General features: G+C 69.2%; 22 protein-coding genes, 1 tRNA gene and 1 other RNA gene. 4 read left to right on the top strand and 20 right to left on the bottom strand.

All coding sequences use genetic code 11. The features are described from left to right. Positions 1-15: 15 nt before the first annotated feature. The 7 genes from ftsL to sppA all read right to left on the bottom strand — a co-directional run bounded on the left by ftsL (position 16) and on the right by sppA (position 5696). The gene (gene ftsL / locus GGR12_RS05970) at positions 16-462 is read right to left on the bottom strand and encodes a cell division protein FtsL (protein ID WP_246328738.1); all 447 of its coding nucleotides are present in this window, start codon (positions 460-462) and stop codon (positions 16-18) included. Continuing rightward, positions 459-1409 (bottom strand): 16S rRNA (cytosine(1402)-N(4))-methyltransferase RsmH, encoded by a 951-nt coding sequence (rsmH, locus tag GGR12_RS05965; RefSeq protein WP_183203428.1) that lies wholly within the window; start codon positions 1407-1409, stop codon positions 459-461. Before rsmH ends, ftsL begins: the two co-directional genes overlap by 4 nt. Then, positions 1406-1891: a division/cell wall cluster transcriptional repressor MraZ gene (locus GGR12_RS05960; protein ID WP_183203427.1), complete on the bottom strand. Its 486-nt coding sequence runs from the start codon at positions 1889-1891 to the stop codon at positions 1406-1408. Before GGR12_RS05960 ends, rsmH begins: the two co-directional genes overlap by 4 nt. Before the next feature lie 345 nt (positions 1892-2236). Continuing rightward, positions 2237-2649: RNase P RNA component class A (gene rnpB, locus GGR12_RS05955), an RNA gene on the bottom strand. Between the two features lie 68 nt (positions 2650-2717). After that, entirely contained in the window at positions 2718-3419 is a 702-nt protein-coding gene (locus GGR12_RS05950; RefSeq protein WP_183203796.1) for an N-acetylmuramoyl-L-alanine amidase, read from the bottom strand. A 69-nt stretch (positions 3420-3488) separates the two neighbouring features. After that, positions 3489-3809, bottom strand: coding sequence for a hypothetical protein (locus GGR12_RS05945; protein WP_183203426.1), 321 nt, complete (start codon positions 3807-3809; stop codon positions 3489-3491). A 105-nt stretch (positions 3810-3914) separates the two neighbouring features. Next, complete coding sequence (sppA, locus tag GGR12_RS05940) at positions 3915-5696, bottom strand: signal peptide peptidase SppA (protein ID WP_183203425.1); 1782 nt, start codon at positions 5694-5696, stop codon at positions 3915-3917. A 224-nt stretch (positions 5697-5920) separates the two neighbouring features. On the opposite strand from sppA, the gene panD reads away from it, so the two are divergent. Then, positions 5921-6277, top strand: coding sequence for an aspartate 1-decarboxylase (panD, locus tag GGR12_RS05935; RefSeq protein ID WP_183203424.1), 357 nt, complete (start codon positions 5921-5923; stop codon positions 6275-6277). Positions 6278-6362: 85 nt separating this feature from the next. Further along, positions 6363-6638, top strand: a complete 276-nt coding sequence (locus GGR12_RS05930; RefSeq protein WP_183203423.1) for a hypothetical protein — start codon at positions 6363-6365, stop codon at positions 6636-6638. A 43-nt stretch (positions 6639-6681) separates the two neighbouring features. On the opposite strand, the gene GGR12_RS05925 is transcribed toward GGR12_RS05930, so the two are convergent. Beyond that, on the bottom strand, positions 6682-7476 hold the full coding sequence (locus tag GGR12_RS05925) for an SIMPL domain-containing protein (protein ID WP_183203422.1): 795 nt from the start codon (positions 7474-7476) through the stop codon (positions 6682-6684). Between the two features lie 208 nt (positions 7477-7684). Here GGR12_RS05925 and GGR12_RS05920 point away from each other — a divergent pair. Both GGR12_RS05920 and GGR12_RS05915 read left to right on the top strand, forming a co-directional pair. Continuing rightward, positions 7685-7760 (top strand) — tRNA-Ile (locus GGR12_RS05920). Positions 7761-7923: 163 nt separating this feature from the next. After that, positions 7924-8358: a hypothetical protein gene (locus GGR12_RS05915; protein ID WP_183203421.1), complete on the top strand. Its 435-nt coding sequence runs from the start codon at positions 7924-7926 to the stop codon at positions 8356-8358. A gap of 13 nt (positions 8359-8371) precedes the next feature. Here GGR12_RS05915 and GGR12_RS05910 read toward each other — a convergent pair whose 3' ends face one another. From GGR12_RS05910 to GGR12_RS05855, 12 genes are all read right to left on the bottom strand, one after another. Continuing rightward, positions 8372-9286, bottom strand: a complete 915-nt coding sequence (locus tag GGR12_RS05910; RefSeq protein ID WP_183203420.1) for a hypothetical protein — start codon at positions 9284-9286, stop codon at positions 8372-8374. Between the two features lie 11 nt (positions 9287-9297). Then, complete coding sequence (locus tag GGR12_RS05905; protein ID WP_183203419.1) at positions 9298-11931, bottom strand: fimbrial biogenesis outer membrane usher protein; 2634 nt, start codon at positions 11929-11931, stop codon at positions 9298-9300. A 4-nt stretch (positions 11932-11935) separates the two neighbouring features. Next, positions 11936-12688 (bottom strand): molecular chaperone, encoded by a 753-nt coding sequence (locus GGR12_RS05900; protein ID WP_183203418.1) that lies wholly within the window; start codon positions 12686-12688, stop codon positions 11936-11938. 21 nt (positions 12689-12709) lie between these two features. Further along, on the bottom strand, positions 12710-13240 hold the full coding sequence (locus tag GGR12_RS05895) for a hypothetical protein (protein WP_183203417.1): 531 nt from the start codon (positions 13238-13240) through the stop codon (positions 12710-12712). Positions 13241-13339: 99 nt separating this feature from the next. Beyond that, the gene (locus GGR12_RS05890; RefSeq protein ID WP_183203416.1) at positions 13340-13966 is read right to left on the bottom strand and encodes a hypothetical protein; all 627 of its coding nucleotides are present in this window, start codon (positions 13964-13966) and stop codon (positions 13340-13342) included. 86 nt (positions 13967-14052) lie between these two features. After that, positions 14053-14628, bottom strand: coding sequence for a hypothetical protein (locus GGR12_RS05885; RefSeq protein ID WP_183203415.1), 576 nt, complete (start codon positions 14626-14628; stop codon positions 14053-14055). Continuing rightward, entirely contained in the window at positions 14628-15221 is a 594-nt protein-coding gene (locus tag GGR12_RS05880) for a hypothetical protein (RefSeq protein ID WP_183203414.1), read from the bottom strand. Before GGR12_RS05880 ends, GGR12_RS05885 begins: the two co-directional genes overlap by 1 nt. Next, on the bottom strand, positions 15221-15796 hold the full coding sequence (locus GGR12_RS05875) for a hypothetical protein (RefSeq protein WP_183203413.1): 576 nt from the start codon (positions 15794-15796) through the stop codon (positions 15221-15223). Before GGR12_RS05875 ends, GGR12_RS05880 begins: the two co-directional genes overlap by 1 nt. A gap of 20 nt (positions 15797-15816) precedes the next feature. Then, a complete protein-coding gene (locus GGR12_RS05870) occupies positions 15817-16344 on the bottom strand; it encodes a hypothetical protein (protein WP_183203412.1) in 528 nt (175 codons plus the stop codon). Positions 16345-16430: 86 nt separating this feature from the next. Further along, entirely contained in the window at positions 16431-17060 is a 630-nt protein-coding gene (locus tag GGR12_RS05865; protein ID WP_183203411.1) for a hypothetical protein, read from the bottom strand. Positions 17061-17100: 40 nt separating this feature from the next. After that, positions 17101-17607, bottom strand: coding sequence for a hypothetical protein (locus GGR12_RS05860; RefSeq protein WP_183203410.1), 507 nt, complete (start codon positions 17605-17607; stop codon positions 17101-17103). 93 nt (positions 17608-17700) lie between these two features. Further along, positions 17701-18270 carry a hypothetical protein gene (locus GGR12_RS05855; protein WP_183203409.1) on the bottom strand — a complete coding sequence of 190 codons (570 nt, stop codon included), beginning with the start codon at positions 18268-18270 and terminating at the stop codon, positions 17701-17703. Positions 18271-18588: the final 318 nt, after the last annotated feature.

Here is an 18588-nt window from a genome sequence, read left to right as displayed (position 1 = left end):
GAGGATCGTGCACGCTCATTGACCGGTCTCCACAGCGGGAACGGCGGCGTCGGTCGTCGCATCGGCCGGAGCGGCGGGAGCTTCGGCCGGAACGGTCGGGGCGACGATCACCTTCGGCTCGGGAACCGGCGCGAGGGTCGGCAGGCTGGCTTCAGTGGCCTGGCGATGCACGTCGACCGGCCCCAGGCCTGCGCCGCGCGACAGGGCTTCCAGACGACCGGGCTGCTCAAGGCGGGCGACTTCGGCGCGCAGCAGGCGGACGCGCTGGCCGTTCTCGCCGATCTGGCGCTCCAGGTCCGCAATCTGCGCGCCCTCGCGGGCGGCGGCGGCCTTGGCCAGGTAGACGGAGAAGATCATGGCCGCGACCATCAGCACGCCGATGATCTCGATCCAGCGGACGCCCCGGACCTTCCAGGCGAACAGACGATGGACGGCGCCGTGGGCCATGGTGGAGGCGCTCATGCGGCGATCCTCCCCCAGGGCGCGGCGTCGGTGCGCACGGCGGCGCGCAGCTTGGCGGAACGGGCGCGCGGATTGCCGACAGTTTCGGCCTCGCCGGCCTCGCGCGCGCCCTTGAACGTCAGGGTGAAGCTGGGCTTGCGGGTCTCGACGGCGGTCGGGGCGTGACGCGAGCCGCCCGGAGCATTGCCCGTGCGTTCAGTCAGGAAGGCTTTCACGATGCGGTCTTCCAGCGAGTGGAAGGTGACCACAGCCAGACGCCCGCCGGGCGCCAGCGTCGCCTCGGCGGCCTCCAGCCCGGCGCGCAGCTCGCCCAGCTCGTCGTTGACGGCGATGCGCAGCGCCTGGAACACCCGGGTCGCAGGATGGATCGGCGCGCCGCGGCGGCCGCCCAGCGCCTTCTCCACGACCTCGGCCAGATCCAGCGTCCGCTCGAACGGACGCTCAACGCGGCGGCGCAGGATGGCGGTCGCCACCCGGCCCGACTGACGCTCGTCGCCGTACAGCTTGAAGATATGGGCCATCGGCCCGTGGTCCCAGGCGTTGACGATGTCGGCGGCGGTGACGCCCTCATCGGACATGCGCATGTCCAGCGGCCCGTCGCGCATGAAGGAGAAACCGCGCTCGGCCTGATCCAGCTGCATCGACGACACGCCGATGTCGAACACGACGCCGTCCAGCTTCGCCTCGCCCGACTGCGCGAAGGCCTCGGCCAGGCCTGAGAAGGGCGTACGGATCAGACGGAAGGTCTGCGGATAGTCATTGGCGACGGCGTCGGCGTGCGGCTGGACGGTGGGATCCCGGTCCAGGGCGATGACGGTCGCGCCGGTCTTCAGGATGGCGCGGGTGTAGCCGCCGGCGCCGAAGGTGGCGTCGATGATCACGTCGCCGGCCTGCGGGGCCAGCGCTTCCAGCACTTCATTCAGCAGGACCGGGGCGTGCGGACTCATGCGCCCTCCCCGCCGATGCGACGGCCGGCCAGCATGGCGCGGCGACCGGCTTCGCCGCGCTCGCGCACGGCCTGACGCGCCAGCGCGCGGCGCTCGTCGCGGCGGGCGTTCCAGCGGGCGCGGTCCCAGATCTGGAAACGCGAACCGAGACCGACGATGACCACGTCCTCGCCCAGGCCGGCGTCCTGGCACAGATGTTCCGGCAGGGTGATGCGGCCGCCGCCGTCATAGGCCAGCGGGCGCTGCCCGGCGTAGAAGGTCTCTTCCAGCGCCGTGCGCAGGTCGTCGCCGAACGGCAACTCCTCGATCATCGAGACGTATTCGGCCATCAGCTTGTCGCCGCCGGCCTCGAGGCAATCGGACTCGATCGAGAAGAAGCAGAACACGCCGTGCTCGGCGCCGTTATCAGCCGTGCGGAATTCCTGCGGGATCAGCAGGCGGCGCTTGCCGTCCAATTGTTTCTCATAGGTCGAGAGAAACACGCCTGCCCAATCGGACCTTTCGATCCGCCCTCTGATATCCCGCCGCGCCACGAAATCGGCGCACCCCAACTACCCTGATGGGATAGCATGGGACGAACTGGGGGACAATGGGATTGAAGGGGAAGATTAACGATCTGAACTCCCGCAAAGCTCGCAAAAACAGGAACATACAGAGAACAGACAACCTATCGACAGCCTGTGGAGCGATTCTGCGCCTCATTCCGGACCAAGGCGTTAACGGGAGATTGCGGTCACGCGAGGCTCCGCCCGGACCGACGGCGCCCGCCCGCGCCTCAAGCAGCGAGCGACCGCGTCGCGAGCGTTAGGCGCCCAAAAGAGAGAGAGAAGGTCAGACGGCCTGTAAGCCGGGTTCTGTTCCGCACCGGAGTGCGGCGACGATCATTCCTCTGGACCGCCCATTGCTGGACGGTTCTCGCGACCTACCCGGACGCCTCGGGCGGTGAACCCTGCGGCCGAAACCGCGCGACGTCCCTATTCGGTCTTGCTCCAGGCGGGGCTTGCCATGCCGTCGCTGTTGCCAGAGACGCGGTGGGCTCTTACCCCACCCTTTCACCCTTCCCTGCCCCGGAGGGCAGGCGGTTTGCTTTCTGTGGCGCTATCCCTCGGGTCGCCCCGGGCGGGAGTTACCCGCCGCCTCTTCACCGTGGAGCCCGGACTTTCCTCGCCCCTTCGCCGAGGTTCCGGAGCGCAAGCGCTGCGAAGCTTTAGCGTAGAAGCGCGACCGCCCGGCCGTCTGACGGGGGCTAAGTGCGCGCGATGACGGGCGGCGTCAAATTCTCCCTCCCCGGGACGGGGAGGGAAAAACCTACGCCAGCACGCCCGTCGCGCTCTCCGCCGTCGCCAGTTGCAGCACGCCCATCAGCGTCGCCCGGGTTTCGCCGTCGGCGACGCCATCGACCTTGGCCGGCCGCCAGTGGCGCTGGAAGGCTTCCACCGTCAGACGCGTTTCGTCGTCGTAATCGCCGCCCGGCTTCAGCCCGTAGCCCAGCCGGTGCAGCCCGGCGCGCAGGACGATGACGCCCAGCCCCTCGTCGCCGACGCCCAGCGGGGCGCCCAGGGCGGCGATCCGCTCGTGCGCCGGTTCGAACCACAGGCCGTGGCCGACCGAGGCCAGCCGCTTCCACGGGAACAGCTCGCCCGGGTCCTGCTTGCGCTCGGGGGCGAGGTCGGAATGGCCGATGATGCGAGCGTCAGGGATGGTCCAGCGCGTACGGATGTCGCTGATCAGGCTGATCACCGCGTCGATCTGCTCTTCGGGGAAGTCGCGGTAGCCGAACTCGTGGCCCGGATTGACGATCTCGATGCCGATCGAAGCGGCGTTGCAGTCGGTCTCGCCCTGCCAGACGCCGCGGCCGGCGTGCCAGGCGCGCCGTTCCTCGGGCACCAGACGCAGGATGGCTCCATCCTCGTCGACGACGTAGTGGGCCGAGACCTTGGCTTCCGGATCCCGCAGACGCGCCACGGCGGCCTTCGCCGTCTGCATGCCGGTGTAGTGCAGGACCAGCATGTCGGGCGGGCCCCGACGCGGATCGAAATTGGGAGAGGGAGCCTCTTTGACGCTCAGCACGGCTCTGGACTATCGGCCCTGCCGCTCCCAGCCATAGGTCACCCAGGCGCCGTCGACCTTGCGGGCCTCGATGACGCCGTCGTCCGAGCGGCGGTTGCGCACGGTCATGGTGCGGCGGGCGCGCATGGCGAGGCCGGCGAAGAAGACCAGCACGGCGGCGATCAGGGCGATCACGGCGACGGCCGCGGCGGTCACCACCGCCAGTACGGCGCCGACGGCCATGGCCACCAGGGTGGCGATCAGGCCGCCAAGCCACATGACCGGCGCAAGCAGTCCGCTGGTCGGGCGACGGGCGGCGGGACCGAAGATCAGACGTTCGGACTGGGTCATGGCGTTACCTCACTGGCGCTGCGAACAACGCCGAAGCTCCAATGTCGGTCCATCGCGATGAAGGGTCAATGAACTACCCCTTCACGCCTAGGTGTCCGCTACCGCTCAATATGGCTGCTCGGCCAGCACGGAAGCCCCACTGGCGCGGGCGCGGTCGGTCTGGATGCGGCGAACCGTCGCTTCGGCCGCGGGGTCGTTCATGACCCCGCCGATGCCCACCAGAACCTGCGCCGCCTCGCCCGACACGCCGAACATGCGCGACAGGGCCTCGAACGGCGACTTCGGCTGCGGATAGCGCTTCAGGCGGACATTGGCGTCGGCGTCGATGCGGGCCAGTTGCTTGGCCTTGGCCAGCGCCTCTTCCAGACCGCCCAACTGGTCGACCAGGCCGATGCGATGGGCCTGGGCGCCGGTCCAGACGCGGCCGCGGGCGATCTCGCGCACGCGGGCCGGCGGAAGACGGCGGCCGGTCGAGACGCGGGCCACGAACTCTTCGTAGGTGCGGTCGATCTGGGCGGCGAAGGCGGCGCGCTGGGCAGGGGTGAAGCTGGAGGACGGAGAGAAGGCGTCCGAGTACTCGCCGCCGACCGTCAGGTTGCGCATGTCGACGCCGAAGCGGCCCAGCGCGTCGGCCAGCACGAACTTGCCGCCGAACACGCCGATCGAGCCGGTCAGGGTCGAGGGCTGCGCCACGATCCAGCTGGCTTCCGAGCTGATCCAGTATCCGCCCGACGCGGCGTAGTCGCCCATCGACACCACCACCGGCTTGCCGGCGGCCTTGGCGGCGCGGACCGCGGCCAGGATCTGCTCCGACGCTTCCGGCGAGCCGCCGGGCGACGAGACGCGGAAGACGATGGCCTTCACCGACTTGTCCTCGATGGCGTCGTAGATGGCCTCGGCCGTGTCGTCGGACATGATCGCCGAGCCGCTGCCGAACGGATCGGCGCCGCCGCCGCGGCCGGTCATGATCGCACCCTCGCCGCCGACGATGGCGATGGCGTCAGAGCCCGAGCCGGTGCGCTCGCCCTGCGAAGCGGCGTAGTCGTGGAAGTCCATGATCTCGGCGCCGCGGCCGGCGCGACGCTTGATCTCGTTCTCGGCCTCCTCGACGTGACCGATCTTGTCGATCAGGCGGCGCTGCAGCGCCTGGCCGGAGGAGTACGGACCGGCCTCGATGGTCGCCTTCAGGGCCGGCAGGGTGGTCTTGCGGTCCTGGGCGGCGTTGGCCAGGGCGCTGTCATAGATGGAGGTCATCCACGCCGTCATCGCCTCGCGGTGGGCGGGGGTGAAGTCGCTCTGCGTGTATTCGTTGACGGCGTTCTTGTACTCGTAGCGCTGCTCGAACTCGGCCTCGACGCCGAACTTGTCGAAAGCGCGGCGCAGGAAGATCGCGTCCGCCGAGAAGCCGGTCAGCTGGAAGCTGGCGGTGTTCTGCATCCACAACTCCGACGCCGAGGCGCCGATCATGTAGCTGGAGACAGTCGTGCCCACCGGCTGGAAGCCCTGGCTGTGGGCGATGACGACCTTGCCCGAGCGGCGGAAGCGGCGAATGGCCTGGCGGATCTCGTCGGCGGCGGCGGGCGTGACGCCGGCCTCCGGCAGACGGATCAGAAGCGCCTTCACCCGGCTGTCGTCCTCGGCCTGGGCCAGGGTGTCGACGATCTGCATGGTCGACAGCCCGCCGCCGCCGAAGATGGCGAACGGATTGGTCGGCGTCTGGTCGGTCAGGCCCTCGCGCAGGTCCAGTTCCAGCACCGTATGCGCCGGCGCGGGCTCCCGCGACGTGGCCGAGCTGATCGCAATGGAGATCAGGATGAACGGCACGACGATGAGGAACAGGAACAGACCGGCGAACACGCCGCCCATGGTCAGGAAGAACTGCTTCATAGGGTTGGACGCCGTCCGGGAGCGCGGGCCGGTGGTGGCCCAGGTTGCAACCATAGAACGGTGAAGCCTCGCGTCAAATGAACGTCGCGTAACGGGCGAACGCGCCGCAACAACCGTTCGCTGCGCCGCAACAGAGATGATTGATGGCGGCCCCCGAAATCCCTATATGAGCCGTCTGCGAGCGGGGGCCGATCGCCCCGCGTCATGTCCGGACCGCACTCCCCATGCTGGTCACGCTTATGAAGGCCAAACTTCACCGCGCCACGGTGACCCAGGCCGATCTCGACTACGAAGGCTCGATCGCCATCGACGCCGACCTGCTGGATGCGGCGGGCATCTTCCCGCACGAGCAGGTGGATGTGCTGAACATCACCAACGGCGCTCGCTTCACAACCTACGCCATCGAAGCCCCCCGCGGCTCGAAGGTCATCGGCGTCAACGGCGCCGCGGCCCGGCTGGTGCAGAAGAACGACAAGGTCATCGTGGTCACCTACGGCCAGCTGCCGCAGGAAGAAGCCCGTCAGTGGTCGCCGACCGTGGTGCTGCTGGACGACAACAACGACATCAAGCACGCCGCCTGATCGACCGGCCGACGGCCATCCGCTCACCCATCACGGCTTGACGCCGGCCCAGCTCCGGCCTCCCCTTCCCGGCGGAGGACCTGCGATGAGCCGTGTCGTGCGCACATTCTGGTGGACGCTGTTCATCGCCTACGCGGTGGCGGGGGCGGTCGCGCTGATGATGGCGACGCCGGCAGGGCTGGCCTTCCTGGGTCAGCCGGTCGACGCCCTGACCTTCCTGCCCGCGCGCATTCTGGCCCTGCCGTGGAGCCTGCCGTTGTTCTTCATCAACGAGGGGCCGGTGGCGACGCTGGCGATGCTGGGCATCTGCTATGGCCTGAATTTCGGCGTCACCCTGATGCTGGCGCGGAACGCCGAATAGAAACGCCCCGGTCCGCGAACGAACCGGGGCGCTTGCCTCAACCTCAGCGGTTCAGGTCGTAGATGCCGGTGATATCGATCCGCACCGTCAGTTCGCCGGCGGCGACCGGGGTGTTGCCGGCGTCCATGGCCATTTCGGCGCGCGCGTACATCGGCATCGGCGGACGCGGGCTGTAGCCGCCGCCTTCGGTCAGCGAACGGATGCCGCCCAGATCGACGCCCAGGGCCTGGGCGTAGACCGCCGCCTTGGCCTGCAGATTGCGGACCGCCAGCTGGCGCGCCTGGTTCTCGGCCGCCGACGGATCCTTCAGGCCGAAGCCGATGCCGTCGATCTGGTTGACCCCGGCGGCGACCACGGCGTCGGCGGTCGAACCGACCTTGCTGATGTCGTTGATCACCACCGTGACGCGGTTGTTGGCCTGGTAGCCCCGCAGACGCGGCGGCTCGTTCTGGACGTAGTCGTATTGCGCCGACAGGTTCAGGCCCGAGGTCTGCACGTCGCGCTCGCTGATCCCGGCGCGGCGCAGGGCGGCCATGACCTGGTTCATGCGTGCGGCGTTCTGGCTCATGGCCTCGGCGGCGGTGGCCGCCTCGGTGACCACGCCGAAGCTGATGGTGGCCATGTCCGGCACGACCTTCACCTCGCCATAGGCCGACAGGTTCAGCGACGGACGCTCGGTCACCGCCTGGACGGTCAGGGGCGCGCCGCCTTGCGGCTGCGACTGGGCGTGGGCGGCGGGGGCGGCCACCGTCAGGGCTGCGGCGGCCATCAGGGCGCCGCCGATCATCAGGGCGCGATTGGACAAGGCCGGCAGGGCAGCGGCGGCGGTGCGGGGCATGGGGAGACTCCGTTGGGGGAAGCGAACGATCCTTACGATCGCCGTGTCGAGCGACCGTGTTCGAACCTTGGCCTTGAACGCCTGAACGAGGACGGGGCTGCTTTGGCAGGAATCGTTCATCGGCGTGAAATCGCCGACAGGTCGGCGGCGCCGCGATGGCGCTTGGCAAGCCGCCGGGCCGCCTGCTAGGCGGAACTGCCGCCACGGAGGGCGCGTAGCTCAATGGTTAGAGCCGACCGCTCATAACGGTCTGGTTGCAGGTTCGAGTCCTGCCGCGCCTACCACCCTCCCCCGACCTCTAGGCCTGAAGCACTAGCCCCGGAACGGCCCGCCCCCATTAACTCTTTGGGCACGAAGCGGTGACGTCTCGGAAAGCATGCCTGCTCGCGCAACCTTAAGAGGACCCGCCGTACACATCAGGAAATAACAACGTCCGGAGGGCGACTGATGGTGGTGAAGTTCAAGAAGGCGGCCGTGTTGGCTGCGGTGATGGCGATGGTGGGCGCTTCGGCTCATGCCCACAGCGGCTCCAACCGCGCCAGCACCACGTTCCGCATCTTCGGCATCGTGCCGGTGCTGTGCCGCGTGCAGCTCAGCAATTCGATGAGCGCGCCGGACGAGGAAGGTGTCGCCCAGCTCGGCGTCGCCAGCGAGTTCTGCAACGCGCCGCGCGGCTATCGCGTGGTGGTCAGCCACCCGTCGGATCTGGAGGGCGCAGCCCTGATCGCGGACGGCCAGCGCATCCCGCTGTCGGCCGGCGGCGAGACGGTCCTGACGGACTCCTCGCACCCCGACCTGCGTCAGCTTTCGGTCGCGCTGGACCTCGGCGAACAGCCGGAGCGGTTCTCGTCGCTGGGCCTGCGGATCGAAGCCAAGAGCTGATCCGCGCCCGCGGTCAGTTGACCGGCGACAGGGTCAGGAAAATCGTGTCGGCGTAATCGCCGGCGCGATTGGCGGCCACGTCCCCGACGGTCACGCCGAGCGAGAACTGGCGCCCCAGCAGACCCGCGCGCGGCATCGGCTGACCGCCGGCGCCGTCCAGAGACAGGGCCGCGTTGTCGAAGGTGACGTCGTAGTTGATGCGATCCGCCTGATCACCGGCGCCGCGCAGGTTGTCGCGCAGCATGACGCCGCCGTTCTGGCTGCGCGCCGTGACGCGGTACGGACCCGTGCTGCGGACCGAGACCTGCAGTTCGCGTTCGCGGACGGCGAAATCCATGAAATCGATCTCGCCGCGCGTGGACGCGCCGGCGATGTTGGCGCTGAGCACGTTGGGCACGGCGACCGAGACGGCGATTGCGCCCTGGGCCTCGTACGGCAGGCTGGCCTGGTCGGCGTCGCCGCACCAGTAGCGAACCGTGTACTGCTCGCGATAGACGCCCGACGACAGGTCCGAGCGCAGGTCGGTCAGGCGCATGAACAGCCGGGCCTGAACGGACTGGTCGTCCTCGCCCAGCGTCACCTGGCCGGTGCGCAGCAGCGGATAGGCCTCGCTCCGGAAGGCGCCGATGTCGCGCGTCGAATCCGACGACTGCCACACCAGTTGCGGGCCCTGCGACAGGCCGACGCGCGAGACCACGAACGAGTCCTCGTCGACGATCTGGTAGCGGATCGTGACCGCCGAGGTGTCGACGCCCGCCCGGTGGAACGACAGAACCAGAGGCTGCATCAGTTCGCCGGGACCGGCGGCGTCCAGTGGATCCAGACGGACCTGCGGCGCGATGACCGGTTCGACGTTGGCGCATTGGGCCGCGGCGGTTCCGGCCCACAGGGCGGCCGCCGAAAGGCTGATCATGAAGACGCTTTTCACGGGGGTAGCTCCTATGACGCCGGTCGCAGATCGCCGACCCGGGCGACGCCGTCCGGCGCATCCGGGACGATCAGATCGTACGCCAATGGGTTGTCTCCCGATAGCTCGATCCGCCAGCGCCCGGCTTTGAGGCCCGAAGCGCCGAACGTGCCCTGACGGTTGGTGAAGACCTCGACCCGGCGACCTTCGCCGCCCTGCTCGATGGCCACGCCCGCCAGCAGCGGCACCGGCTGGCCCTGACCGTCCAGCAGACGGCCGATGGCGGTGACGCCGTAGTCGGAGCCGACGGTGACCAGATAGCCTGCGCGATACGGCGGCAGGATGCGCACCGCTCCCTGGCCGACGTCGAAGCCTGCGGGCGCCTCGGGCGCGTCATAGGCGAGCGAGCGCGGCGAATAGGCGGTGACCTGTCCGTACAGGGCCGGCCCCATCGCGCCCGAGCGGGCGTAGAAGCCGTCGGGCGAAGGCTCGACCTCGATCATGACGTTGCGCGCGCCCTTGTAGGGCTCGACGATGACGAAGCCGTCCGACACCGGGCGGCCGACCGCGAACCGGCCGTCGGCGAAGGCGATGCCGGTGGCGGCGCGCAGCGAGGTGCGCTGGTCGCTGATGCTGTCCAGCGTCTGCGAATAGGCCGTGGTGTGCGCCAGCCCCAGGTCCGCGCGGTTGGCGGCGTAGGAGGCGGCGGCGTTCAGGCCGCTGACGCTGTCGTCCATGTCGACGTTGGCCGTGGCGCTCCAGGCGCCCACGCCGCGTCCGCCCGAGGTCTGGTAGCCCAGGCGGCCGCGCTCGCTCTCGCTGTCGTATTCGGCGCGGACCGAGCCGGTGTCGCCGAAGCGATGGACCAGGGCGACGCGGAAGCCGAGACCGTCGGCGAACCCGCCGTCCGCCCAGTCGGCGTCGAGGATGATGTTGGTGTTCTCGGTGATCCGCTGGCCGTAGCTGACGCGGATAGACTGCTGGTCCTCGGTGTTCCCGCGGCCGGCCGCGTAGCGCAGCTGCACGCCCGCGAAGGCGGAGTCGCCGAACGACTTGTTCACCCCGACTGAGGCCGTCATCTCATAGGGGTTGTCAGGCGCCAGAAGACCCGGCGCGCCGAAGCGGCGGCTGCGGGCCTCAAGGGTGGCCAGCAGCGAGAAGCCGCCGCCCGCATCCTGGATCAGGCGTTCGAACGACACGTTGGCGGCCCAGCCCCCGCCGACTGCGTCATTGTCGCTGACCGCGACGTCCGCGCCGAAGGTGCCGATCGGCGAGCCCCAGACCGCTTCACCCGCGACCATCGACGAGGCGACCGAGCCGGTCTCCGCGTACTGGAAGTTGGCGCCGAGGGTCAGGGTGTCGCTGACGCCGCGGCGGTAGAAGCCGGTAGCGACCAGGTCGTCGGAATATTCGATATCGCCGCCGGCGCGTTCGCTGCGCACGCCGCCGTAGAAGCCGTACTCGGACAGGCCCTGCGACAGCTGGGTGCGGTCGATGAACAGCGAGAACGAGATGGTCTCGCGCTGGCCGGTGCTGTCCGAAATGATCAGGTCGACGTCGTTCGAGCCCTGGACGAACGGGAAGTCGTTCAGGTCGTAGGTGCCCGGCTGCAGCCGGATGGTCCGGATCGACCGGCCGTTGATGTAGGCGTCCACCGTCGACTCGCGGTCGAGGGTGAAGCTGCGGCCGCCGCGCGGGACGATGTTCCGCTGCGGATCCATCAGCGAATAGGATTTCACGACGCCGACGCCGGCGACGTCCTGCACGCCCTGGAAGCCGCGGGTCTGGGTCTGCAGGTCGCCGACCGTCCAGCGGTTGAGCCTCTGGGTGTCGTCGTAGACGAAACGGGTGCCGTCGCGCTGGAACTGGCTGTCGCCGCCGTCCCAGGCGCCTTCGGATTCCAGCACGATGCTGCCGAAGCGGGCCGCGCCGTCCAGCACGACCAGGCCCTCGCCGAAGCCGTTGTCGGCCGGGCCCTGGTGCACATAGTCGACCGCGCCGCGCAGATTGACGTAGGCCGAGAACATCGCCGGAGCGGTGAAGTCGCCGTACAGCTCGCGGTCCAGATCGGCCAGGCCGATCGACTGGCGTCCGCGCGCCGCGGCCGGGATGTCGATCACCAGCTCGAGCGTGCGGGGATTGAAGTTCAGCGGCAGGCCCGCGGCGGAGAACCGGTCCAGCGGCACGAAGACGCCCGGATCGGCCACGGCGCGCAGCGGCTCCAGCGCGCTCGGGTCCAGTCCGCGCGACAGCAGTTCGAAGGCCTGGGCGGCGGACACCTGGATGGTGTCGTCGGCGCCGACCTGGACCTCGATGTCGCCCAGATAGATCTCGGCGTCCTTCAGCGGGACGATCATCGTCACCGTCCGGCCGGACGGATTGATGCGTGGCGCGGCCTGTTCCTGGATGGAGCGCACGCTGGCCGTCGTCGGGGTCGCCCACCACGGCGCCGAAGGGGTGCTGACGTCGGCCCCGTCGCGGTCGATGGCGACCACGGCGGTGTAGACGGGCAGCATCGCCCACGGCGGTTCGCCACCCAGCTCGGCGCCGGTGGTGAAGGTGTCATAGATGGCGGCCGCCGACGCCGGGGCGGGCGCATTGAGCGCGACCACCGCCGTCAGGCAGGCCCCCTTGGCCAGTAGATTCAGACGCCCCCCGGCAAACATCAGTTCATCGACCGCGCGAGGAGGCGAGCGAGACTTCAGCCTTGCCGTCGGCGGTATCGACCTCGATCGGCGAGATGAAGCGGCGCGACATTTCCGGTCCGACCAGGCCGAAGCCGATCATCTGCTGGATGTCGTTGCTGGTCAGGGTGCGACGCAGGACTTCCTGGCCCGCGGCGTCGCGGTACACGAAGGTCAGGCGGTTGGCGCTGAGGTAGCCGTAGTTGCGGGCGGCGTTGCGGACCGTGAAGGCGATCACGTTCTTGCCGGCGTCGTTCTGGACCACCGAGGCGTCCTCGATCGTCAGGACCGGGTCGCCGCCGATCGGCGAGGCGACGTTCACCATCACCTGGAAATTGTAGAGGATCTGGATCGCCGACTGGCCTTCCGGCAGCTCGACCGGCAGTTGGGCCACTTCGGCGTAGTAGTGCTTGCTCTTGAACGAGCCCGGATCGCCCAGGTACTGCAGGCGGAAGACCTGGGTCTCGCCCGGCGGGATGATGGCCTGCGGCGGGAAGGCGACGACGTCCTCGCTCAGACGGTCCGAGGCGCGGACGCTGTCCGGACCGAAGTCGGTCTCGACGATGCGAATTTCGACCGGCAGCGGGTTGGGGCCGTTGTTCTCGACACGCACGGGGGCGCTCATCTCGCGCCCCGTCATCTTCATGTCGACGACGACCGGCTGCACCGTCATGGCGGCGACCGCCGAGACGATGAACAGGCCGAGGACGACGCCCAGGCTGGCGAGGATACGACGCATTACTGGTCTCCGTTCACCCGGTCAGAGGACCGAGAGTGTGATGGTGACGACATCGGCGTACTCGCCGGCCATCATGACTTGCGAGCCCGGCGCGGGATTGAGCTGCATGCGCAGATCGAAGCGGCGGTTGTCGCCCGGCGCCGGGAGGGATCCCGAGACGGTGTAGGTTCCGACCACCGACTGACCGGGCGTTCCCGACGTCGTCAGGGTCACGTTGGGCCCCATGTTCGCGCCGCCGGCCGAGCCGTTCTGGCTCTGGTGCCACTGGGCCGTGTACTGCATCGAGCGAACGGCCAGGAAGCCGGACGCGGCGCCGCCGGTGCGACGCAGGCCGCCGTTCTGGCTGCTGACGCGGATGGTGTGCGAGGTGTTGCAGTCGCCCTGGGTGATGACGCGGATCGCCGGCGTGCCGGAATTGCGCGCATAGCCCTGACCGTCGACCAGCAGGGTTTCAGGCACGGCCCAGCCGCCGCCCGCGAATTGCGAAAGCACGGCGCCGCCGCCGACGCTGACCGCCGACCAGCTGCCGTCCAGGGTGCAGCTGGGAGGCACGCTTCCGCCCGACTGGGCCATAACCGGCCCAGCCGCGAGAACGAGCGCCGCGGCTCCAAGAACTGTCCTGATATTCAACACGTCCCCGCGTCCCAGCAACTACGGCGCCAGGGTGATGGTGACGGTCACGGTGTCCGAATAGACGCCGGCGACCAGCGGCGCGGCCAGGGCGCCGCGGTTCATGCCCAGGCGCAGGTCGAAGGTGCGCACCCCGGGAGGAGCCAGCGAGCCGCTGACCACATAGTTGGTGAGGTTCGACTGCTGGCCGGGCGTGCTCGCCGTCAGGGCCGTTTGCGGGCCGAAGGCGCCGCCGCCGACGCCGCCGCTCCAGTAGGCCTCGTAACGGATCGGACGACCGTTGGCGAAGCCGGCCGGGACCGGAGCCGACACGTCGCCGGCGCGCAGGCCGCCGCGCGAGCTCTGCAGGCGGATGGTGTGCGAGGCGTTGCACGAGCCGGTGCCGCGGATGCGGATGGCGTACTCGGAGCCGGTCACGGCCTGTGAGCTGCCGTCGGCGAAGGCCGTTTCCGGAATGGTCCAGGTGTTGCCGCTGAACTGGCTGCCGGCGGCGCCGGCGGCGCCGGACACGAACGCCCAGCTGGCCGGCAGGGTGCAGATCTTTTCGGCGACCCCCGAGACGGTGACGTTCTGCGGGTCCTGGGCCAGCGCCGACGAGGCGACGGCGACCGTGGCGATGGCGGTGATGAGGCCGATGGTGCTTTTCATGGTTCGCGTCCCTGGGTCCCGAAGGCTGCCGGAGGCCGGGCCTCCGTTGGCGGTCATGCTGTTGCGTTTGAACATTGGCTGATCCCTCACCCGGCCGCGCCGAGTTCGAGGACCAGTTCGTCGGAGTAGGAGCCGGCCGCGAGCGGCGCGCCTCCCGACGGAATCTCGATGGTTACGGTGACCGGTCCGGCCGCCGCATCGCCGATGGCGAACGACAGCGCGCCGTTTTCGGTCGCGAAGGATTGCGTTCCGCCCGCCCACGACACGGTGACGGCGTAGGGTACGTTCGAGCGGAATGGCCCGCCGGTCAGCTCGGGACCGTCGCCCTGCAGCCCGCCGTGCAGGCTGTTCAGGTTGATGGTGTGGGCCTGGTTGCAGGCCGCCGGCAGCACCAGGACCACCGTCGAGCCGATCACCTCGCCGTCGTCGGTGACGAGGCGGTTGATCGAAATGTCGGCCGAGCCGGGCGACACGGTCGAGACCTGGGCGTTGTCGCTGGTCTGGGCCGTCGGATTGCTGATGCGGCAACCGCCGGGCACCACGCCGCGGAAGGTGGCCTGGATCTCGGCCGAGCCGTCGACGGTCTGCTGTGCAGCCGCCGGCAGGGCCAGTCCGGCCGTCGCGGCCAGGACGATCGCGGGAATGAGGGTGCGAAGGGCCATCACTGGGGCTCCACCGTCACGCGCAGCACGTCGGAATAGTCGCCGGCCACCAGAGGCGCGCCGGATCCGGCGTTGGTCGCGCCGGCGTCGATGGCGAACTCGATCAGCAGGTCGCCGGTCGCCGGGCGGCCGATGATGACCTGTTCCTGGACGAAGCCGCGCGTGCTGGCGTCGGCGTTCATGCGGTACTGCTGGTCGGCCCAGACAAGGTTGGCCTTGTACGGAACCGCCGAGCCGAAGCCGGCCGGCTGGGCGCCCGCGCCCTGGCGCCACAGGCCGTTGTTGTCGCTGGCGATCGCCACCCGGTGCACGCCGTTGCACATGGCCGGCATGCCCAGCGTCATGTTGGCGGCCCGGGTCGACAAGCTGTCCGGATCGGCCAGGCGGGTGACCGCGAAGACCGAGCCCGAGGGCGTGTCGAAATTGACCAGGGCGCCGTCGGCCTGCGTCGGCTGGCCGAGGGTGCACACCTTCTCCGCGTCACCCGTTACGGTCACGGTCTGCTGGTCCTGGGCCATAGCGGAGCCGGCGGCCGAAACCGCGGCCGCCATGGCCAGAACCGTCAGGAGTTGGACCGGGGCGACGCGTGACATCAGGGGTTGATGCTGAGCGAGAGGACGATGGCGCCCGAGTAGGTGCCGGCTTCGACGACCATGCCCGAGGCGACGGCGGTGCCGGCCGAGTTCAGGGTGTCGAGGCCCGAGATCTCGAGCAGCAGCGATTCCGCGTGGGCGCCGACCGCTGCGGTCGAGACGCCGGTGTCGCCGTTGACGGGCGAGTCGACGACCGGCGACGGCCAGCCGGAGACGGCCGCGTCATAGGTCAGCAGGCGCGAGAAGCCGGCGGGCGTGGCGTAGGCCGGCGCCGACGTGCCCATGCTCAGCACTTCGGCGTTCACCGAGAGCGTGCTGGGCGCGTTGCACCAGGCGTTGTCGATCTGGGCCGAGACCAGCGCCGAGGCGCCCGTCATCGTGGAGGTCAGCTTGCCGTCCGGGCCGGTCATGTCGCCGAGGCTGAGGGTGGTCAGCGACGGCGAGCCGAGGACGCACTGTTCCTCGACGTCGGCCGACAGGCTGACGGTCGCGGAGTCCGACGATTGCGCATGCGCGGCGACCGGGGCGAGGCACAGGACGCTGGCGGTCAGTGCGGCGAAGAGTTTGCGGTTCATGGTGCTGGGTTCCCGGTTCATCAGGGCAGCAGGGCGATGGTGAGGGTCACCGAGCCGGCGTAGTCGCCGGCCACCGGGCGGCCGACGGCCGTGGGGCTGGAGACCGACAGGGTCAGGGCGCCGATGTTGGCTTCCGAGGTGCTGAAGACCTCATCGCCGGCGACCGCCGTGTTCTTGGTGCGGTTCACATCGTCCCACACCAGGCTGGCGGTGTAGTCGACGCGGGTGGTGAAGGAGGGGTCGCCGCCGTCGTCGACGACGTCGACGTTCTGCAGCGGCGTGGCGGCCAGGGTCAGGTTGGCCGGCGCGTTGCACCAGTAACCCGGCACCGAATAGCTGGTCGTGGTTCCGGCGAACACGGAGACGACTTCGCCCGTGCCCGACTGGACCAGTTCACCCAGCGCCAGCGGCGCGGACGCATCGTTCAGGGCCGCGCAGCGGGCCGTCACGGTGGAGGTGACATTGACCGAGTCGCTGTCCTGGGCCGCCGCGGCGCCGCCGATTGCCGCGACGCCAAGCGCGATGGCGCAAAGCATTTGGGTTTTCACAGCCTTCTCCTCGTATGTCCCGACGAGCGGAACGATTTCGGTGGACGCATCGCCGGGGCGGCGTCGGAAATTCGGGGCGCGGAGGATCACGAGCGGACCTCCAGTTCGATGACGACGGTGTCCTGGTAGGCGCCCAGCAGCGGACGCTCCGACTGGTTCTCGGTCCAGCGCAGACGCAGCGAGCCGCGCTGGCCGATGGCCGTGGCCTCGCCCGACGACCAGCCGCGCTCTGCGGCGGTCGGGGCGTAGATGCAGGCCGAGTCGGGCGTGTCGGTGAGGGCCGCGGCCTCGCACCAACCCAGATCCTGGCGGCCCATGTCGGTCTCGACCTCGACCGCCACTTCGTAGGGCAGCACGGGCTCGACGCCGACCGAGGCTTCTTCGTTGGTGAAGCCGCCGTGGTTCGAACGGACCCGCAGGACGAAGGGCGTATTGCAGTCCAGGGCGAAGCTGGCCTGGGCCTGGCCGGGATCGGTCAGGTGCAGCTGGGTCATCGCCGCCGGCGGGGTCACCAGTTCGCAACGCGCCTCGATGCGACCGCGCAGGTCGATCCGCAGCTCGGTCGGCGCGCCCAGCGGCGCGTCAGACGCGCTGTAGCCCGGACCGAACGCGGCCAGATCGGCGGCCGCGAAGGACTGGGCCGAAGCCGCACCCGCCGACGCAAGCGTCGCCGTCGCCACAAGGGCTACGGTCAGCGATGCGAAGGACTGGTTCATCTGGCTTCCTGGACTGTCGACGGGATGGGCTGCGAAGGGCTCAGATGCCCGGGGTGATCGTCAGGCGGATCGCGCCCGAATAGTCGCCGGCGATCGGGCGCTTGGAGCCCGCGACGGTCGTGATGGTGAACTGGTCGTAGGCGCCGGTGCCGGTTTCGAAGGCCGGGATGTCCGTCACGGTCACCGTCGGGTTCGAGACGGTGTGCCAGGTCATCGGCAGGCCCGGGTTGCTGGTGGTCAGCTGGAACTCGACCTGGTTGGTGAACGAATAGGTGTCGACCACGGCCTGGGCGTTCTCGAGCGGCTCGACCGAAACGGTGATCGTGTTGCTGCTGCCGTTGCACCAGATGTTGCCGAAGTGATGCGTGGACGACTGCGAGGCGACGTCGCCGTTCGCGTCGACGGCGATCTCGCCGATGTCCAGGGTCTGGCTCGGATTGGCGACGCTGCAGACGGCGGTGACGCTGGCGTTGACGGTGACGTCGCCGGCGAAGGCCGGGGCGGCGATCAGGCTGAGGGCCGTAGCGGCCAGGGCGATGCGCTTCATGACGTAGTCTCCAGGTGCGGCCTGCAGTGGCCGTTGGAAAAGCCGAAAGGCCGGACGGACCGCGGGGGTCCGCCCGACCTGACGGTGTGGTGCTTAGTTCGCGGCGATCGAGATCTTGAACGAGCCCGTGTAGCCGCCCGAAACCAGCTTCTTGCCGGTGTCGACGAAGGCGATGTTGCCGTCGAAGCTGCCCGAGAAGACGCGGTTGGTCGGGATGGCGCCGCTGCTGGCGGTGTTGCCGTTCGACGTCGTGACGGTCGGGATGGTGATGCCGTCAACCTGCCAGCCGGTCAGCGACAGATCGACGTAGTTGACGAAGTCCGTGTCACCGGCGGCGGCCGGGTTCGACAGGCCATCGGCTTCCAGGGTCACCGACGAGCTGACGCCGTTGCACCAGGCGGTCAGTTGGCTGGCTGCCGGGCCGGCGAAGGCGCTCAGGGCGGCCGGAACCGAGGTGTTGGCCTTCAGGGTGCCGTCGGCGTCGACGATCGAGCCGGCGTTGGCCGGAACGGTGTTGATGTCGAACGACGAGTCGCCGGCGACCATCGAGCACAGCGGCTGAACCGAGGCGGTCAGGTTGACAGTTGCGCTGTCCGACGATTGGGCGAAGGCCGGGCTGGCGATCATGGCCAGAGCCGAGGCGGCGATAAGCATGCGCTTCATAGAGTAGTCTCCAATATCTGGCCCGGCGGGGGCCCGGTTTGGCGACCGGCGAGCCGGTCTAGAGTGACGAGGTCGAGCGACCCCTGCTCCGGCGAACCGGCGCGCGAACAGGTGGACGCCGTCGCCACGGAGGGCGGCGGCACCCGGATCGGGATCGCCGACTGCGGCTGGCGGACGGTCGGAACCGGACCCCAGTCGTCGTCTTCAGATTTTGTATGAACGGCGGCTTCCCGCCCTTCCCCCGAGTCAGAAGCTTAACGCTTCCTTAACGCCACATTACCTTTGCGCGTATCGGGATTGCGTCCCCACATTTGGTGA

The sequence above is a fragment of the Brevundimonas lenta genome (assembly GCF_014196335.1).
In the GTDB taxonomy this organism is placed as follows: Bacteria; Pseudomonadota; Alphaproteobacteria; order Caulobacterales; family Caulobacteraceae; genus Brevundimonas; species Brevundimonas lenta.
This window is presented reverse-complemented; position numbering and strand designations above follow the sequence as displayed.

Coding starts and splice junctions, on each gene's coding strand:
- ftsL (WP_246328738.1), bottom strand. CDS start 462: ATGAGCGCCTCCACCATGGCCCACGGCGCCGTCCATCGTCTGTTCGCC.
- GGR12_RS05890 (WP_183203416.1), bottom strand. CDS start 13,966: ATGAAAAGCACCATCGGCCTCATCACCGCCATCGCCACGGTCGCCGTC.
- GGR12_RS05945 (WP_183203426.1), bottom strand. CDS start 3,809: ATGACCCAGTCCGAACGTCTGATCTTCGGTCCCGCCGCCCGTCGCCCG.
- GGR12_RS05900 (WP_183203418.1), bottom strand. CDS start 12,688: ATGCGTCGTATCCTCGCCAGCCTGGGCGTCGTCCTCGGCCTGTTCATC.
- GGR12_RS05880 (WP_183203414.1), bottom strand. CDS start 15,221: ATGTCACGCGTCGCCCCGGTCCAACTCCTGACGGTTCTGGCCATGGCG.
- GGR12_RS05905 (WP_183203419.1), bottom strand. CDS start 11,931: ATGTTTGCCGGGGGGCGTCTGAATCTACTGGCCAAGGGGGCCTGCCTG.
- GGR12_RS05930 (WP_183203423.1), top strand. CDS start 6,363: ATGAGCCGTGTCGTGCGCACATTCTGGTGGACGCTGTTCATCGCCTAC.
- panD (WP_183203424.1), top strand. CDS start 5,921: ATGCTGGTCACGCTTATGAAGGCCAAACTTCACCGCGCCACGGTGACC.
- rsmH (WP_183203428.1), bottom strand. CDS start 1,409: ATGAGTCCGCACGCCCCGGTCCTGCTGAATGAAGTGCTGGAAGCGCTG.
- GGR12_RS05860 (WP_183203410.1), bottom strand. CDS start 17,607: ATGAAGCGCATCGCCCTGGCCGCTACGGCCCTCAGCCTGATCGCCGCC.
- GGR12_RS05865 (WP_183203411.1), bottom strand. CDS start 17,060: ATGAACCAGTCCTTCGCATCGCTGACCGTAGCCCTTGTGGCGACGGCG.
- GGR12_RS05915 (WP_183203421.1), top strand. CDS start 7,924: ATGGTGGTGAAGTTCAAGAAGGCGGCCGTGTTGGCTGCGGTGATGGCG.
- sppA (WP_183203425.1), bottom strand. CDS start 5,696: ATGAAGCAGTTCTTCCTGACCATGGGCGGCGTGTTCGCCGGTCTGTTC.
- GGR12_RS05875 (WP_183203413.1), bottom strand. CDS start 15,796: ATGAACCGCAAACTCTTCGCCGCACTGACCGCCAGCGTCCTGTGCCTC.
- GGR12_RS05950 (WP_183203796.1), bottom strand. CDS start 3,419: ATGCTGGTCCTGCACTACACCGGCATGCAGACGGCGAAGGCCGCCGTG.
- GGR12_RS05925 (WP_183203422.1), bottom strand. CDS start 7,476: ATGCCCCGCACCGCCGCCGCTGCCCTGCCGGCCTTGTCCAATCGCGCC.
- GGR12_RS05855 (WP_183203409.1), bottom strand. CDS start 18,270: ATGAAGCGCATGCTTATCGCCGCCTCGGCTCTGGCCATGATCGCCAGC.
- GGR12_RS05885 (WP_183203415.1), bottom strand. CDS start 14,628: ATGGCCCTTCGCACCCTCATTCCCGCGATCGTCCTGGCCGCGACGGCC.